Consider the following 16,243-nt stretch of genomic DNA (forward strand, 5'->3'; position numbering starts at 1 on the left):
CCGGCGCGCCGAATCGGAAACTTCCGAGGTTCGCGCTGTTCGGCGGTCTATGCTCGTAGCTTTTCCGGAGCGGTACCCACGGCGGTGTCTAGTCGTCCTGCTGGTGGATTCGTGCTGCCCGGCTCGTCAGCAGCGCCTGTTCGGTGCTGTTGCCGGTGAGTTCGGCCGCGCGCAGGAAGGCGGCGCGGGCTTCGGGGCCGCGGTCCAGGCGGGCGAGCAGATCGCCGCGTACCGCGTGCAGCAGGTGGTAGCCGTCGAGCGCGCCGGATTGTGCCGCCTTGTCGGCGAGTTCGAGTCCGGCGGCGGGACCGTGCAGCATGGCCACCGCGACGGCGCGGTTCAGTTCCACGATCGGTGATGGAAAACGTTCGGCGAGAACGGCATACAGTCCAGCGATGCGACGCCAGTCGGTATCGGCGGCGGTTGGGGCCATGGCGTGCACCGTCGCGATCGCCGCCTGCAACGCATAGCGTCCCGGCGGGCGGACCTGGGCGCGGTTCAGCGCGTGCGCGCGCCCGAGCGCCGCGAAGCCGCGCCGAATGTATAGCCCGTTCCAGTGTGCGCGATCCTGATCGGCAAGCAGCACAGGCTCATTGGCCGCGCCGTGCCGCGCCTGGAGGCGGGACGCCTGCAATTCCAGCAGTGCCGCCAGCCCGTGCGTTTCCGGCTCATCGGGCAGCAGTCCGGTCAGGATGCGTGCCAAACGCAGTGCGTCCTCACATAATTCGGTGCGCACCCAGCGATCACCCGCCGTCGCGGTGTACCCCTCGTTGAAGATCAGGTAGATCACCTCGAGCACCGAGTCCAGCCGCGCCGCCAATTCCGCCCCGCGCGGCACCTCGTACTTCACCCGGGAGTTCGCGATGGTGCGCTTGGCTCGCACGATCCGTTGTGCCACAGTCGATTCCGAAATCACGTAGGCCCGCGCGATCTCCCCGGTACTCAGCCCGCCGACCATGCGCAGCGTGAGCGCCGCCCGCGCGGGCGGCGTCAGCACCGGATGGCAGGCCGTGAACATCATCCGCAGCAGATCATCGAACGCGTCGCCTTCATCGGACGCCGACACGGCCGATGCCGCGGGATCGTCGCCGAACGCGTCGGCGTGCGGCCCGTGCTCGTCGATGCGCAATTGATGTCCGAGTAATTCGAGTTTGCGGGCGAAGGTGGCGTCGCGCCGAATCCGGTCGATGGCACGGTGTTTCGCCGTCAGCATCAGCCAGCCGCCCGGATTCGGCGGGACCCCGTCACGCGGCCACTGTTCCAGCGCGGCCACGAGGGCATCCTGGGCGAGTTCCTCGGCCGTGCCCATATCCCCGGCGATCCGGGTGAGCCCGGCGACGAGCCGCGGCCACTCGATCCGCCACGCCGCCTCCACCGCTCGGCGTGCGCGTTCCTCCGGCGGCCGCGAGGTTTCAGCCCCGCGGCCTGGAGGCTCCGCGTCAGGCGGGCACATCGCCGCTGTGGGATGTCGGGCGCTCGGGTGGCCGCATCCGGTCAGCCCTGGTCGTCGAGCTGCCGGACCTCGACTTCGATCTCCCACTCCGGGCCGTGCACGCGCAGGAAGCGCGAGGCCCATTCCACCGCTTCGGCATTGGAGCGGGTTTGCAGCAGGCAGTAGCCGCCGATGATTTCCTTGGATTCGGTGAAGGGGCCGTCGATGACGGTTTGCTTGCCGCCGGATTGGCGGACGCGGGTGCCCTCCTCGGTGGGGCGCAGCCCGGCGGTGTCCAGGAGTACACCGGCCTTGGTCATCTCTTCGATGAGCACGTTCATATCCGCCATCAACTGCTCATCCGGGCCACCGGTGGGTGCGGCGGACGGGTCCAGGCGAATCAGCACCATGTGTCGCATTGTTCGATCCTCTCGCTCACGCGACCTGGTAGCGGACATATGCCGCACCCGAGTCGAAGGTCTTGGATTCCAGCAGGTTCAGGTCCAGTTTCGCCTTGTCGTGGAAGAGCGGTGTGCCGGACCCGATGGTCACCGGATGCACCATGATCCGGAATTCGTCGATGAGGCCGTTGTCGGTGAACCAGTGCACGAGTTTGGGGCTGGCGTAAATGGCAAGCGTCCCACCGTCTCCGGCCTTGAGTTCGGCGACGCGCGCGGCGGCGTCGGCGGCGATGACGCGGGTGTTCGCCCATTCGGGGTCGCCGATGGTGGTGGAGAAGACGATCTTGTCGACGTTATTGACCCATTCCGCGTGCGCGAGTTCACCCGGGGTGGCGTCGGGGTTCGACGGCACCTGCGTCCAGTGGCCGCGCATGCCCTCGAAGGTCCTGCGCCCGTACACGGTGGTGTCCACATCGGCGCGTACATGCTGGTTACCGAAGGCGTCGACCTCTTCGCTGTAGCCGCGGAAGGTCCATTCGAACCCCATTCCGGTTTGCGAGTCCACGTACCCGTCCAGGGTCATGTTCTCGATTGCCACTACTTTGCGCATTGCCCGTCCTTCCCGTTCGAGGCGGACCGTTCAGCGGTCCTCACCTACTCCTCGAACGGGAAGGGACGGAATCGACACGATTAGACCCACTGCACGAGTTGAATCACGATTCCGTTCGGATCGAGGGTCTGGAAGTAGCGCTCACCCCAGGGTTCGGTCTCGATCTCGGTGACGATCGGGACGCCTTCGGCCTGGACCCGGGCGTATTCGGTGTCGATGTCCTCGACGGTGAATACGACGAGCACGCCCTGTCCGGCACTGCCCGCGATGGTTGCCGGTTTGAAGCTGCCCAGGCCGGTGCGCAGGTAGATGACATTGATTCCGGCGTCCGGGCGGGTCAGGGAGACGAAGCCGTCGGCGGACATGGCCTCGGTGAAGCCGAAGTGGTCGATGAGGAACTTCGCCGAGGCGGCCGGATCGGGCACGTTCAGGGAAAGGGCGGATGCGGTGATCTTCATGGGTGGCTCCTCGCTGCCGATAAACTCTGTACTAAGTACGCTGTACTTTGTACGTAAATTCCCGATGGCCTGCATCGTGACGCGCGTCACATGGATACGATCGGCGTGGAGGTGAGGCGATGGGCGCACGAGAGCGCAGTTCGGCCGGAGATCCGGTGCGCACGCTGGAACTGCTGTGGCGCGAGCCCGGGCAGGGCGGTCCGGCGCGCGGGCCCAAACAGCGCACCACCGTGGACGCGGTGGTCGCGGCGGCGCTGGAGATCGCCGATGCCGAGGGGCTGGGCGCGCTCACCATGCGATCGGTCGCGGCGAAACTCGGGGTGACGCCGATGGCCACCTACACCTATGTGCCGGGTAAGGCCGAACTGCTGGATCTCATGCTCGATACCGTCTATCACGCGATGCCGCGCGCGGATCTCACCGGAATGCCTTGGCGGGACAAGGTTTCCGTGATCGCGGCGGAGAATCGGGCATTGCTCGCGGCGCATTCGTGGGTCGCGTACGTGCCGACCACGCGGCCGCCGCTGGGGCCGGGCGTCACCGCCAAATACGACCATGAGCTGCGGGCGTTCGACGGGCTCGGCCTGAGCGATGTGGAGATGGACGCCGCGCTGACCTATCTGCTCGGCTTTGTCACCTCGGTCGCGCGCATCGCCATCGATACCGCGCGAGCGGCCGCCGACAGCGGCGAATCCGATCACGAATGGTGGGAGCGCGCCGCGCCCCTGCTGGAACGGGTCATGCCCGCCGAGCGCTATCCGCTCGCCGCGCGGGTCGGGGCCGCCGCCGGGCAGGCGCACGACAGCGCCTACAGTGCCGATCACGCCTACGACTTCGGGTTGGCCCGCACCCTCGACGGCCTCGCCGCCATGATCGAATCTCGCGCGGGGTGAACTGATCCTGCGGGGTCGGGTGAGTGTTGCGCGGGGTTGGCTCCGGGCGGGGTGGGCCGGACGAATTCCGCTGCCGATGTCCGAGTCGCGCCAGTGGCCGAATCGCGCCGGGGATCGCCGGGAACGTAGCCGGGCGCTGTCGTCTGTTGTCGCCGTCGGCGCGAATCCTGTTCGACTGGAAGGTCTTTCGCGCAACCGGCGGCCCGCTGCGGCAATGCGACCCCGCAGTCCGATTGCGGCCGATCGATATTTCCCGCGACATCACTGCGGCGCACGGGGCAGAATTCGAAGTATGCCGCGTTCCATCCCGGCAATCGTTGCCGCCGAAGCCTTCACCAGAACCGCGCAACCGGTGCTCCCGGCGGGCGAGGATCTGGTGTTGCGGCCCTGGCTGCGACGCGACGCCGATGAGGTGTTCACGGCCTTCCAGGATCCGCTCATTCAGCGCTGGCATCGGCGCACCGCCGAGACCATCGAGGAGGCGGGGGAGCTGGTGGCGGCGTGGAGTCGCACCTGGCACGGCGGCGTGGACGCGAATTGGGCGGTGACCGACAGTCGTTCGGGCCGAGTGGTCGGGCGCGCCTCGGTCCTGGGGATGGAGTTACCGCACGGAACCGCGGCCGTCGCCTACTGGGTGATGCCCGGCGCGCGTGGCCGCGGGATCGCACCGCGCGCCGTCGAAGCGGTCACCTCCTGGGCCTTCGACGATATCGGTTTCCACCGCCTGGAACTGCGCCATTCGGTGCACAACGAGCAATCCTGCCGGGTGGCGGGCAAATGCGGCTTCCTCCTCGAGGGCGTCAACCGCAGCGCCACCCTGCACGCCGACGGCTGGCATGACATGCACCTGCACGCCCGCGTCCGCGGCGACCACCCCGCCGAAACCCTGCCTCTCGCACTGGGTTCCCGCGCCCGCCACCGCGCGGAACCGTAGCGAGCGCCCGCGCGCCCGCGGTCGCCGCGTCGAACATCTGGTGGCCGCTGACTGGGACAGGCTGTTAGCGTGAGGCATGGTGTCGACGCAGCCACGCATAGCTCCCGGCCGTCTCCGTGAGCTCGGTCCGATCAACTGGGTTGTCTGGCAGGCGCTTTCGCGCGCCGCCGGGACCGAGGATGCCCACCTGTTCAGCACGCTCGGCCGCACCGGCGGCCTGTTCCGCGGCTGGCTGCACTTCTCCGGCAAGCTCATGCCCGGCGGCCGCCTGCGTCGCTACGAGTCCGAACTCGTCATTATTCGCGTCGCTCACCTGCGCGAATGCGATTACGAGATGGATCATCACATTCGCCTCGGCAAGCGTGCGGGCGTCACCCCGGAGAAGCTCGACTGGATTCGCACCGGTCCCACCGCCCCCGGCTGGAACGACAAGGAACGCGCCCTGCTGGCCGCCGTCGACCAACTGGTCACCACCCGCGACCTGGACGACGCCGCCTGGCAGACCCTGGCCACCCACTACGACGAGCGCCGCCTCATCGAAATCGTGCTGCTGATAAACCAGTACGAGGGCCTGGCCAGCACCATCACCGCCTTGCGCATCCAAACCGACCACTGAGCAGTCCGGCAGACGTCGCCATGCTTGCCCGGCGGCCCATCCCAGCGCCGGCAGCCCCGAGCGAGTCGCGCCAGGGCGAGCGGAACCTCCACCGAGATCGCGTCCGCCGTGCCATGGACGACGTGGAACTACGGTCGCGCGGTAGCGAGGCGCGTGCCCTCCGGGCCTCTTTTGTTCATTCCCGCACGGCCTGGGCGAGTTTCGTCATTTCGATCGCGCGTTTGGCTCGGGTCAGGACGTGGGCTCGGGAGCTGGTGAGGTGGGCCATGAGGGTGCGCAGGGCGGTGTCGAGGTCGCCTGCGAGCAGGCTTTCGGCGATCGCTATGTGGTCCTCCGCCATGGCGGCTACGCGTTCGGCGGTGGGCATATCGATGGCGCGGACCGGGCGGACGCGAGCGTGCACGGTGGCGAGGGCGTCGGCCAGGGCCGAATTGCCCGCGGCTACGAGCAGGGTGGAGTGGAATCGCTCATCGGCGGCGATGAGTTCCGCACCCGGCTCGGGTGGCTGGTCGCGTAGCTGCCGCCACAGCTCCAACTCGCGGCGCAATGCCTCGGCGTCATGGAGCAGCTGGGACGCGTCGTCGTCCACATGTTGCAGCCGCTGGATTCCTCTGGCTTCCAGGACTATTCGGAGTTCGTAGAGGTCGCCGAGTTCGTTGACGCGGGGGCGGTAGGGGTAGAGGCCGTCGGTGTGGCGTTCGAGGAGGCCGTCGGCGTAGAGGCGCGCCAGAGCCTCGCGGACGGGGGTGCGGGAGACGCCGTAGGTCTCGGCGAGGCGTTCCTCGCCGAGCCGTTCGGTGGGGGTCAGGACGCCTGCCGCCAGATCTCGTTGCAGGGCCAGGTAGACCCGCTCGGACAATGGAATACGCCCCCTGCGCGCCATGTCGGATCGCCTGATCAGATCGCCATGGCCAGTCGGACATCGGATTCCGCGCCCGCTCCACCCGCCCCGGTGGAGGTGATGCGCCCCGATTGCAGCACGTAGTACTGCTGTGCGGCCTGCAGCGCGAAGCCGATGTGCTGTTCCACCAGCAGCACGCTCAAACCACCGCGATTGGTGAGATCGATGATGGTGCGCTCGATTTCGGCGACGACGGACGGCTGGATGCCCTCGGTCGGCTCATCCAGGATGAGCAGTTTCGGTTCGGTGATGAGCGCGCGGGCGATGGCGAGCTGCTGGCGCTGACCACCGGACAGCAGCCCGGCCTTGCGGGTGAGCAGTTCTTTCAAAGCCGGGAACAGGTCGAGGGATTCGGCGATGAGTTCCTTGGCGCGCTTGCGCCCGTCCGCCACCACCTGGAGGTTCTCCATGGTGGACAGCTGCGGGAACGACTGCTGTCCCTGCGGCACATAGGCGATACCGCGCTTCACCCGCTTGGACGGCGACATCTTGGTGATGTCCTCGTCATTGAAGCGGATCTTGCCGGACTTTGCGGGCAGCAATCCCACCGCCGCGCGCAGCAGCGAGGTCTTCCCGGCCCCGTTGTGCCCCATGACGGCGACCACGCCATCGCTCGGAACATTAAGGGAGACACCGTGAATCACCTGGGTCCGGCCGTAGCCGGTGGTCAGGTCAACGAGTTCAAGCATTCGCGGCCTCCGTGACATCGGTGGATGGGGCTTCGGTGGCGGGCGGCAGTTCGCCCGCGGCGGCGGTGCCGAGGTAGACCTCCTGCACCTTGGGATCGGCCTGCACCTCTTCCACGGTGCCCTCGCTCAGCACGCGGCCACCGGCGAGCACCGTCACCGAGGTGGCGAAGGCGCGCATGAAGTCCATATCGTGTTCGACCACCACGACGACGCGTTCGGTTCCGATGCGGCGCAACAGGTTTCCGGTCTCTTCGCGTTCCTCGGCGCTCATGCCCGCGACGGGTTCGTCGAGCAGCAGCACCGAGGCGTTCTGCACCAGCAGCATGCCGATCTCCAGCCACTGCTTCTGTCCGTGCGCGAGGATTCCGGCGGGCTTATCGCGCAGTTCGGTAAGACCGATGGTGTCGAGGGCCTCCTCGATGGCGGGCAGCACCGATTTGCGCTTGCGCAGCAGGGTGAGCGCGGAACGTCCTGCCCCGGCGGCGATATCGAGGTTCTGCAGCACGGTGAGCTGTTCGAACACCGAGGCGGTCTGGAAGGTGCGCCCGACCCCGAGCCGCGCGATCTGATGCACCTTCTTGCCGATGAGCTCGTTCCCGGACTTCTGCGCCGATCCGGTGGCGGCGGCCAATCCGGTGATGGCGTCGATGAGCGTGGTCTTGCCCGCGCCATTGGGTCCGATGAGGAAGCGCAGATCCCCTTGCAGCACAGTCAGATCCACGTCGGAGACGGCCTTGAAGCCGTCGAAACTGACCGACAGGCCGCGGATCTCGAGGTATTCGCTGTCCATTTTCATGCGGTCACCTTCGCTTCGTCCGCAGGGGTTTCCGGTTCGGCCGGTGCGCCGGTGGACATGACCGAGGCCACGATCGCGGTGCCCGCCGGAACGGCCGGCGCGCTGCGCGCGGACCGCAATCGTTCGGCCAATTGCTTTGCGATGGGCCCGAATCCGGCCAGACCGGCGGGCAGGAAGCCGACCACCACGATGAACAGCGCGCCCTGCAGGTAGATCCAGCCGGACGGGAATTCCTCCGAGAAACTGGTCTGCGCCCACGCCACGCCGATCGCGCCGAGCGCCGGGCCGAGCAGGGTGGTGCGCCCGCCGATGGCGACGCCGATGAGGAAGGCGATGGAGGGCACCACGCCGATATCGGCGGGGGAGATGATGCCGACGATCGGGGTGAACAGCGCACCCGCGATACCCGCGAAGAACGCCGCCACCACGTAGGCGACGATCTTGATATTGGCCGGGTCGTAGCCCAGGAAGCGTACGCGCTCCTCCTGATCACGCACTGCCACAAGCAGTTCGCCGTACCGGCTGTGCATCAGCTGCCGCGCCACGGCCACCACGATCAGCAGCGCGCCCGCCGCGATGAAGAACAGCATGCGCCGGTTCACCGGATCGTCCAGCCGGAAGCCGAAGAACGTCTTGAAATCGCTGAGCCCGGTGAACCCGCCGATGGTCTGCTGTCCGGTGAGCAGAATCGCCAGCGCCGCCGCGAGCGCCTGGCTCAGGATGGCGAAGTACGCGCCCTTGACGCGGCGCTTGAAGACACCGAACCCGAGCACCGCCGCGATGGCGGCGGGCAGCACCAGAATCCCGATGATCGCGACCGGCGCGGATGCGAAAGGCTGCCAGTACGACGGCAATTCGGAGATGCCCGCGATGGACATGAACTCCGGCACATCCTCGTGCGCCTTGGCGGCATCGGCCATCTGCATATGCATGGCCATGATGTACGCGCCGAGCCCGAAGAACACGCCCTGCCCGAGCGTCAGCATCCCGCCGCGCCCCCACGCCAGCCCGATACCCACCGCGACAATGGCGAAGCACAGGAATTTGGCGAGCAGACTCAACCGGAAATCGGTGAGTACCGCGGGTGCCAACCCGAAGAGAACGATTGCGGCCAAGGCGAATCCGCCCACGGCCTTGAGCGAGGAATTGGCGTTGAGCCGCTGGAGGAGTGTCATGCCAGGCTCCTGGTGCGAACGGTGAACAGGCCCTGCGGGCGCACCTGCAGGAAGATCACGATCACGATGAAGACGATCACCTTGGCGACCGAGGCCGTGGTCGAGTATTCGACGAAGGAATTCAGCAGGCCCATGCCGAAGGCCGCGATGATGGTGCCCTTGATCTGGCCGAGGCCGCCGATGACGACCACCAGGAAGGCGTCCACGAGATAGGACTGGCCGATGGTGGGGCTGGTGGAGCCGATCAGGGTCAGTGCCACACCGGCGACGGCGGCCAGGCCCGAACCGATGAAGAAGGTGCTGATATCGGTGAATCGGGAAGAGACGCCGGAGGTTTCGGCGAGACTGCGGTTCTGCACCACGGCCCGGATGCGCCGGCCCAGCGGTGTGGTCTTGAGCGCGGTGGCCAGCGCGATGACCGCGGCGACCGCCAGCACCATGATGAAGATGCGGGTCTTGGGGACCACGGTTCCGGCGATGGTGATGCCGCCGGTCAGCCAGTCGGGGGCCACCACGTTCTTGGCGGGCGCGCCGAAGATGTCCCGGGTGACCTGCTGGAGCACCAGGCCGACGCCGAAGGTGACCAGCAGGGTGTCGAGCGGGCGGTCGTACATCCAGCGGATGAGACCCATTTCCAGGGCGGCGCCCAGCAGACCGCCGACCAGGAATCCGACGAACAGCGACACGATCAGCGCGACGCCGGTGGAGTGAATGACTTGCTGTACAACGAATGTGGTGTAACACCCGGCCATGATGAATTCGCCGTGCGCCATATTGATCACGCCCATCTGACCGAAGGTCAGGGACAGACCGAGCGCGGCGAGCAGCAGGATAGAGCCGAGGCTCAAACCCGTGAACAGCTGTCCGACAGCGACTTCCATTGTGAATACCTCTGTGGTTCTCTCGCGCCGCCGTGGCGGGGCAGCGCGTCGTGGGCGATCCTCATGGCCGGGATAGCCGCCGTAACGGCCGGTGCGGCAACGAGTTCCGCACCGGCCGCCCCTCATCGGCGGCTAGCTGATTACTTGAGGCCCTTGGCCCAGTCGTAGGACTTCAGGTACGGGTCCGGCTGTACGGCCTTGCCCGAATCCCACACGGTGTAGATGAGTCCGTCCGGCCGGATCTCACCGATGCGTGCGGTCTTGGTGATGTGGTGGTTGGAGCCGTCGATGGTGACGGTGCCCTCCGGGGCGTCGTAGCTGACGCCGTCGGCCGCGGCCTGAATGTCGGCCACCGCGAAGGACTTCGCCTTCTCGACGGTGTTCTTCCACAGGAAGACCGAGGTGTAGGCGGCTTCCATCGGGTCCGAGGTGGGCTTGTTGGCGCCGAAGGCGGCCTTGTACGCGGCGACGAACGCCTTGTTGGCCGGGGTGTCGACGGTCTGGTAGTAGTTCCACGCCGTCAGCTGGCCCGCGATGTTCTGCGCGCCGATGCCCGCGACCTCTTCCTCGGCGATGGACACCGAGACCACCGGCATATCGGTGGGCTTGAGGCCCGCGTTGGAGTACTCGCGGAAGAACGCGACGTTGGAGTCGCCGTTGAGGGTGTTGAAGACCGCGCCCGCCTTGGAGTTGCGGACCTTGTTGACGATTGTGGAGAAATCGGTGGAGCCGAGCGGGGCGTAATCCTCGCCCTTGATCTCGATGCCGTTGGCCTTGGCGTACGCCTTGATCTCGCGGTTGGCGGTCTGCGGGAAGACGTAGTCCGAACCGACCAGGTAGAGGGAGGTGATGCCCTTCTGCTTCAGGTAGTCCAGGGCCGGGACGATCTGCTGGTTGGTGGTGGCGCCGGTGTAGAAGATGTTCTTGCTGTCCTCCAGGCCCTCGTACTGCACGGGGTAGTAGAGCAGCGAGTTCAGGGATTCGAACTTGGGCTTCATGGCCTTACGGCTCGACGAGGTCCAGCCGCCGAAAACCGCTGCGACACAGTCGGAGCTGATCAGCTTCTCGGCCTTCTCGGCGAAGGTCTTCGGATCCGAGGCGCCGTCCTCGAGCACCAGGTCGATCTTCTTGCCCATGACGCCGCCGGCCGCGTTGATCTGGTCCACCGCCATCTTGGTCGCGTTCGCGACGGTCACCTCGCTGATGGCCATGGTGCCGGTCAGCGAGTGCAGCGACCCGATCTTGATGGTGTCCTTGGAGGTGTCGACGCAGGACTTGGCGTTGGAGCCCGCGGCGGTATCGCTGTCGCGGGAACCGCAACCGGCGATCATGGCTGCGGACAGCACCAGTGCGGTCGGGATGGTGATGGCCTTGACCAGGCGCTGAGTTCGCTGCCGGCGGTGGGAATCTTGCATTGGGCGGACCCTTCTCACTTGCACATCGACGCCACGTGCGTCGCTTGCGAATACGGCCGCGTATACAACCGCTGTATTCGTGAGGGGAACCGTAAACGGGAAGTATTGCGCCGGAATGACTCTCGATGACAGTCCGATTGCCGATGTTTCCCACGCGTGAATTTCAGCTCACCGCAACGCCGTTCGAGTCGATCACTTCGGCTATCACCGCAGCTGAAGGGCGAAATCGGGCACGGCGCGGCTCAGATCGGGGCGGGTTCCCACCATTGGTCACGGGTCTGCTCGAAGGTATGGCCGGGCCAGGAGACCTCGATCAGCAGTGTGCGGGCGTCGGGGGTGACCAGGCGGTAGGTGGCCAGGGCGAACGGGGCCGCGGGGTCCTTGGGCTGGTGCAGCACCATATCGGCGGGAGCCGTGGTGGCGCGCTGCCCAATTCGGACGGTGTGCGCCTCCAGGTAGGTCTGGAGGTCGGCGGGTGTGGCGTATTGGGTGTACCAGGTGGTGATGTTGTCCGAATCGGTGCAGGTGATCTGGCGGACGGGCGGCGGATCACCGGCGGTGGCCACGATGGTGCCGACCGCGGAGCAGCGCGCGCCGTGCCAGGCGGTGCCGTTCGGATACCGGGGAATGAGTTCGGGGAAGGCGAAGGTGATATCCGCATGATCGCCCCAGGACGGCGGAATCGGTACGGGGCGAATGAATTTCCAGTAGACGCCCACCGCACCGATGCCCGCGACGGCCACCAGCGCCATGACCATCAGCAGGACCGAGGTGAGCCGCCAGTTCGCGGACACCTGGCGGCGGGCCGGGGCGATCACGGTGGGTTCGAGGGCGTGGTAGCCCGGGGCCGGGGCGGGTGGGGCCGGTACCGGCGGTGGCGGTGCGTACTGCTGTCCGGCCTGCGATCCCACAGTCAGTGCGTGCGCGGCCGCCTCGGCGAATTCGCTACAGCTGGAATATCTTTCGCCCGGCAGCTTGGCCATGGCGCGGGCGATCACGGCATCGATGGCGGGCGGTATGCCGGGGACCGCATGGCTGGCGCGCGGCACCGGGCGGGTCAGGTGCGCGGCGACCATCTCGCCGGGATTGGCCGCCACGAACGGCGGTTGACCGGTGAGCAGGGTGTACAGGGTGCAGCCGAGGGCGTACTGGTCCACCCGGTGGTCCACCGGCTCGCCCGAAAGCTGTTCCGGCGCAGCGTAGGACAGCGTGGCCAGGAATTGACCGGTCTGGGTCAGATGATGCTGATCGTCGAGCAGCCGGGCAATGCCGAAGTCCGTCAGCAATACTCGGTCACCGCCGCGCCCGGCGGTCAGCAATATGTTGGCGGGCTTCACATCCCGGTGCAGCACACCGCGTTCATGGGCGAAATCCAGTGCGTCGGCGGTCTGCGCGATGATCCGCACCGCCCGCACCGGATCCACCGGCTCATCGAATTCCCCGGCGTCCGACCCGTCGACGTACTGCATGGAGATCCACAGCTGCCCGTCCTCCGCGCCCCGATCCAGCACCGAGACGATATTCGGATGATCGAGTGCCGCAGCCACATCCGCTTCCCGCTCGAACCGCCGCCGCAGCTCCTCATCCGCGTACAGTTCCCGGCTGAGCAGCTTCAGCGCGATCAGCCGCGGTAACCGCGGATGCCCCGCCAGATACACCGTGCCCATGCCGCCCCGGCCCAGCACCTTTTCGATGCGGAACCCCGCGAACATCGCACCGGTGACGAGTCCCGCCCCCTGCATCACAGCACCTTCCACCCAGCCGACAAACCGGCTCCACCCTACGGAGTCCGGGTGCGCGCGCACGAATGTGTCATTGAATGACGTACGGGGAGATGGAGCTGCGGTGTTCGCTGATGTCGAGGGTTTTGCCCAGGGGTGGGAAGGCGCGTTGCGGGCAGTTGGAGCGTTCGCAGACGCGGCAGCCCGCGCCGATGGGGGTGGCCTTGGGTTCGTTCAGATCCAGGCCGTCGGCGTAGACGACGCGGCTCGCGTGCCGGAGTTCGCAGCCGAGGCCGATGGCGAACACCTTGCTGGGTTCGCCGTAGCGGGTGGCGCGGCGTTCGACGGTGCGGGCCACCCAGAGGTATTTGCGGCCGTCCGGCATCTGGGCGATCTGGGTCATGATCTTCGCCGGATAGGCGAAGGTCTCGTAGACATTCCACAGGGGGCAGGTGCCGCCGCTGGAGGAGAAGTGAAAGCCGGTGGCGGACTGGCGTTTCGACATATTGCCCGCGCGATCGACGCGGACGAAGGAGAACGGGACGCCGCGCAGGCGGGGGCGCTGCAGGGTCGAGAGCCGGTGGCAGATGGTCTCGTACGACTGGGTGAAGAAGGCCGAGAGGCGTTCGATGTCGTAGCGGAAATCCTCCGCCATTTCATGAAAGTGGCTGTAGGGCAACACCGTTGCGGCGGCGAAGTAGTTGGCCAGGCCGAGCTTGGCCAGCACCCGGGACTCCGGACTGGAGAAATTGCCTTCCTCGACCAGCTTCTCGATGAGATCCCCGCACTCCAGATAGGCGAGTTCGGCGGCGAGTTTGAAAACCCGCTGCCCGCCGGACAGATGCGGCGCGATTTCCAGGCGGCGCGATTCCGGATCGTATCTGTGCAGCATCCCGTCGCCGAGATCGATGCGCTCGACGATCTGCACCCCGTGCGCGGTGGTGAGGCGGCGCGCGATCTCGCGTTTCAGATCGCCGCCGTGGAAGCGCATTCTGGTGGCGAGTTCCTCTGCGGCGGTATCCAATTCGTGAATATAGTTCTGCCGCTGATAGAAGTAGTCGCGTACTTCCTCGTGCGGTTTGGAGATGGCCCCGGAACCGCTGCCGTCGGCGAAACGATCCTCGGTGGCCGCGGCCAGCTGCGCGGTGGTATTGCGATAGCGGCGATGCATATTCACCATGGCGCGCGCCAAACCCGGGTGCGCGGAAACCATTTCGGCGATTTCCTGGGCATCGGCCTCGATGCTCAATTCCTGGTCCATGACGACTTCCTGGAGTTCGGCGATGAGCCGGGTGTCGTCCTGGGAGGAGAAGAATCCGGCGTCCACCCCGAAGACCTCGCTGATGCGCAGCAGGACCGGTACGGTGAGCGGGCGGACGTCATGTTCGATCTGGTTGAGGTAGCTGGCCGAAATCTCCAGCTTCTTGGCGAGGGAGACCTGACTCAGCCCGCGTTCGGTGCGCAGCTGACGCAGCCGCGCACCGACGAAAGTCTTGGCCATGCGCCCAGTTTATGGGCGGTTTCGCAACCCTGCCAACCCGGAATTAACACCCTTGCTGAGGGGTGCGTCACAGGGACGCTCGGCGGAAGGTCCCCGATGTGTCGGACGTCGGCGTTACCGTCGGGTGATGTATTTGTCGCAAGTGGTCGAGGCGTTGCGGGCGGTACGCGCGACTTCATCGCGAAAGATCAAGATCGCAACGCTGGCCGAACTGCTCGGCCAGGCCGGACCCGATGAACTCGCCCAGGTGGTGGCCTGGGTTTCCGGGGAGCTGCCGCAGGGGCGGATCGGCACCGGGTGGCGGACGCTGACCACGATGGAGGTCGAATCCGCGGCGGAGTCGACGCTCACGGTCGGCGAGGTGGATCGGGTGTTCACCGAGCTCGCGGGCGTCGGAGGCAGCGGGTCGACGGCGCGCAGGCGGGAATTACTGGCGAAACTGTTCAGCGCCGCGACAAGCGAGGAACACGATTTCGTGCTGCGGCTGCTGACCGGGGAGATGCGGCAGGGGGCGCTGACCGCGATCGTCGCGGAGGCGGTGGCCAAGGCGTTCGAGGTGCCCATCGACGCGGTGCGGCGGGCGCACATGCTGTCCGGGCGACTACCGGTGACCGCGGTCGCGGCGTCGACCGGCGGGGTGGCGGCACTGGAGGCGTTCCGGCTCGAGGTGGGGCGGCCGATTCAGCCCATGCTCGCTTCGCCGGGTGCGGCACTCGATGAGGCCATGTCGGAATTCGACGGTGACGTCAGCGTCGAGCACAAAATGGATGGTGCGCGCATTCAGGTGCACCGGGATGGCGATCAGGTGTGGGTATTCACCCGCACACTGCGCGATATCACCAAGAGCGTCCCCGAATTGGTCGGGCGGGTAAGGGAACTCGACTGCACGAGTGTGGTGCTGGACGGGGAAACGTTGGCGCTCAACGATTCCGGTCGCCCGCGTCCCTTCCAGGAGACCATGAGCCGGTTCGGCGCGGCGACCGCGCAGGAATTGCTGCTGCACCCGTACTTCTTCGACTGCCTGCATCTGGACGGTACCGATCTGCTGGACGCGCCACTGCGGGAGCGCCGCGCCGCGCTCACGAAAGTCGCTGGCGCGCTGAGCATTCCGGCGCTCATCGCCCCCGATGCCGAGGCCGCCGCCGAATACTTCGACGGTGCGCTGGCCGCCGGGCACGAGGGCATCATGATCAAGGCCCTGGACGCGCCCTATGCGGCGGGGCGGCGCGGACGGTCCTGGCTGAAGATCAAACCCACGCACACCCTGGACCTGATCGTGCTGGGCGCGGAATGGGGTTACGGCCGCCGCACCGGATACCTGTCGAATCTGCATCTGGGCGCACGGGATCCGGACGGTGGCGAGCCGATCATGGTCGGCAAGACCTTCAAGGGCCTCACCGATGCGCTATTGCAGTGGCAGACAGCGGAATTCCCGCGCCATGAGCGCGAGCGCGACGGCACCACCGTCTACCTGTGGCCGGAGCTGGTGGTCGAGATCGCCATCGACGGCGTCCAGGTCAGCCCCCGCTATCCGGGCGGTCTGGCGCTGCGCTTCGCCCGCGTGGTCCGGTATCGCCCCGATAAGGAACCGCATCAGGCCGACACCATCGGCACCCTGCGAGCCCTGCTCCCGGAACCCTCCGCCGCCGCACCGGCCGACTGACCAGGCGTTACGCCCAGGACCCCGGTTCCCAGGAAGTTCACAGCGGGATGGATGCCGGTTCCGAGCTTCGCGGCGCACGATTCATAGGTCGAGCTCGAGCCTGGTGGTTGTCAGGTAACAGCGAACGGGCACTGCCACCGCACTCCCACGCGGGTTC

The 16,243-nt window shown here is 66.8% G+C and carries 16 protein-coding genes; 4 read left to right on the forward strand and 12 right to left on the reverse strand.

Annotated features, from left to right (window positions below; genetic code table 11):
• Nucleotides 1–88: 88 nt before the first annotated feature.
• The 4 genes from ACFC4D_RS23415 to ACFC4D_RS23430 all read right to left on the reverse strand — a co-directional run bounded on the left by ACFC4D_RS23415 (nt 89) and on the right by ACFC4D_RS23430 (nt 2,901).
• The gene (locus ACFC4D_RS23415; protein WP_376066577.1) at nt 89–1,375 is read right to left on the reverse strand and encodes an RNA polymerase sigma factor; all 1,287 of its coding nucleotides are present in this window, start codon (nt 1,373–1,375) and stop codon (nt 89–91) included.
• Between the two features lie 119 nt (nt 1,376–1,494).
• The gene (locus ACFC4D_RS23420; RefSeq protein ID WP_375964035.1) at nt 1,495–1,851 is read right to left on the reverse strand and encodes a YciI family protein; all 357 of its coding nucleotides are present in this window, start codon (nt 1,849–1,851) and stop codon (nt 1,495–1,497) included.
• A gap of 16 nt (nt 1,852–1,867) precedes the next feature.
• Complete coding sequence (locus ACFC4D_RS23425; RefSeq protein ID WP_376066579.1) at nt 1,868–2,443, reverse strand: dihydrofolate reductase family protein; 576 nt, start codon at nt 2,441–2,443, stop codon at nt 1,868–1,870.
• 80 nt (nt 2,444–2,523) lie between these two features.
• Nucleotides 2,524–2,901: a VOC family protein gene (locus ACFC4D_RS23430; RefSeq protein ID WP_376066581.1), complete on the reverse strand. Its 378-nt coding sequence runs from the start codon at nt 2,899–2,901 to the stop codon at nt 2,524–2,526.
• A 119-nt stretch (nt 2,902–3,020) separates the two neighbouring features.
• On the opposite strand from ACFC4D_RS23430, the gene ACFC4D_RS23435 reads away from it, so the two are divergent.
• From ACFC4D_RS23435 to ACFC4D_RS23445, 3 genes are all read left to right on the forward strand, one after another.
• Nucleotides 3,021–3,794, forward strand: coding sequence for a TetR/AcrR family transcriptional regulator (locus ACFC4D_RS23435; RefSeq protein ID WP_376066584.1), 774 nt, complete (start codon nt 3,021–3,023; stop codon nt 3,792–3,794).
• Nucleotides 3,795–4,086: 292 nt separating this feature from the next.
• On the forward strand, nt 4,087–4,728 hold the full coding sequence (locus ACFC4D_RS23440) for a GNAT family N-acetyltransferase (protein WP_375964043.1): 642 nt from the start codon (nt 4,087–4,089) through the stop codon (nt 4,726–4,728).
• A 76-nt stretch (nt 4,729–4,804) separates the two neighbouring features.
• Nucleotides 4,805–5,344, forward strand: coding sequence for a carboxymuconolactone decarboxylase family protein (locus ACFC4D_RS23445; protein ID WP_376066586.1), 540 nt, complete (start codon nt 4,805–4,807; stop codon nt 5,342–5,344).
• Between the two features lie 175 nt (nt 5,345–5,519).
• Here the strand turns inward: ACFC4D_RS23445 and ACFC4D_RS23450 are convergent, their stop codons facing one another.
• The 8 genes from ACFC4D_RS23450 to ramB all read right to left on the reverse strand — a co-directional run bounded on the left by ACFC4D_RS23450 (nt 5,520) and on the right by ramB (nt 14,423).
• Entirely contained in the window at nt 5,520–6,227 is a 708-nt protein-coding gene (locus tag ACFC4D_RS23450) for a GntR family transcriptional regulator (protein WP_375964048.1), read from the reverse strand.
• Between the two features lie 14 nt (nt 6,228–6,241).
• On the reverse strand, nt 6,242–6,934 hold the full coding sequence (gene urtE, locus ACFC4D_RS23455) for an urea ABC transporter ATP-binding subunit UrtE (RefSeq protein ID WP_376066589.1): 693 nt from the start codon (nt 6,932–6,934) through the stop codon (nt 6,242–6,244).
• Nucleotides 6,927–7,730, reverse strand: coding sequence for an urea ABC transporter ATP-binding protein UrtD (gene urtD / locus ACFC4D_RS23460; RefSeq protein ID WP_375964053.1), 804 nt, complete (start codon nt 7,728–7,730; stop codon nt 6,927–6,929). The genes urtE and urtD overlap by 8 nt, the downstream gene beginning before the upstream one ends.
• Nucleotides 7,727–8,905, reverse strand: a complete 1,179-nt coding sequence (gene urtC, locus ACFC4D_RS23465) for an urea ABC transporter permease subunit UrtC (RefSeq protein WP_376066590.1) — start codon at nt 8,903–8,905, stop codon at nt 7,727–7,729. Before urtC ends, urtD begins: the two co-directional genes overlap by 4 nt.
• The gene (urtB, locus tag ACFC4D_RS23470) at nt 8,902–9,786 is read right to left on the reverse strand and encodes an urea ABC transporter permease subunit UrtB (RefSeq protein ID WP_364649414.1); all 885 of its coding nucleotides are present in this window, start codon (nt 9,784–9,786) and stop codon (nt 8,902–8,904) included. Before urtB ends, urtC begins: the two co-directional genes overlap by 4 nt.
• Nucleotides 9,787–9,926: 140 nt before the next feature.
• Nucleotides 9,927–11,117 carry an urea ABC transporter substrate-binding protein gene (gene urtA / locus ACFC4D_RS23475; protein ID WP_364649534.1) on the reverse strand — a complete coding sequence of 397 codons (1,191 nt, stop codon included), beginning with the start codon at nt 11,115–11,117 and terminating at the stop codon, nt 9,927–9,929.
• Between the two features lie 326 nt (nt 11,118–11,443).
• Entirely contained in the window at nt 11,444–12,943 is a 1,500-nt protein-coding gene (locus ACFC4D_RS23480; protein ID WP_376066592.1) for a serine/threonine-protein kinase, read from the reverse strand.
• Between the two features lie 70 nt (nt 12,944–13,013).
• Nucleotides 13,014–14,423: an acetate metabolism transcriptional regulator RamB gene (gene ramB / locus ACFC4D_RS23485; RefSeq protein WP_364649408.1), complete on the reverse strand. Its 1,410-nt coding sequence runs from the start codon at nt 14,421–14,423 to the stop codon at nt 13,014–13,016.
• 127 nt (nt 14,424–14,550) lie between these two features.
• Here ramB and ACFC4D_RS23490 point away from each other — a divergent pair, with 127 nt between their 5' ends.
• Nucleotides 14,551–16,086, forward strand: a complete 1,536-nt coding sequence (locus ACFC4D_RS23490; RefSeq protein WP_376066594.1) for an ATP-dependent DNA ligase — start codon at nt 14,551–14,553, stop codon at nt 16,084–16,086.
• Nucleotides 16,087–16,243: the final 157 nt, after the last annotated feature.

Origin of the sequence: Nocardia sp. NPDC056000 (genome assembly GCF_042269265.1) — a bacterium.
Taxonomy (GTDB): Bacteria; Actinomycetota; Actinomycetes; order Mycobacteriales; family Mycobacteriaceae; genus Nocardia.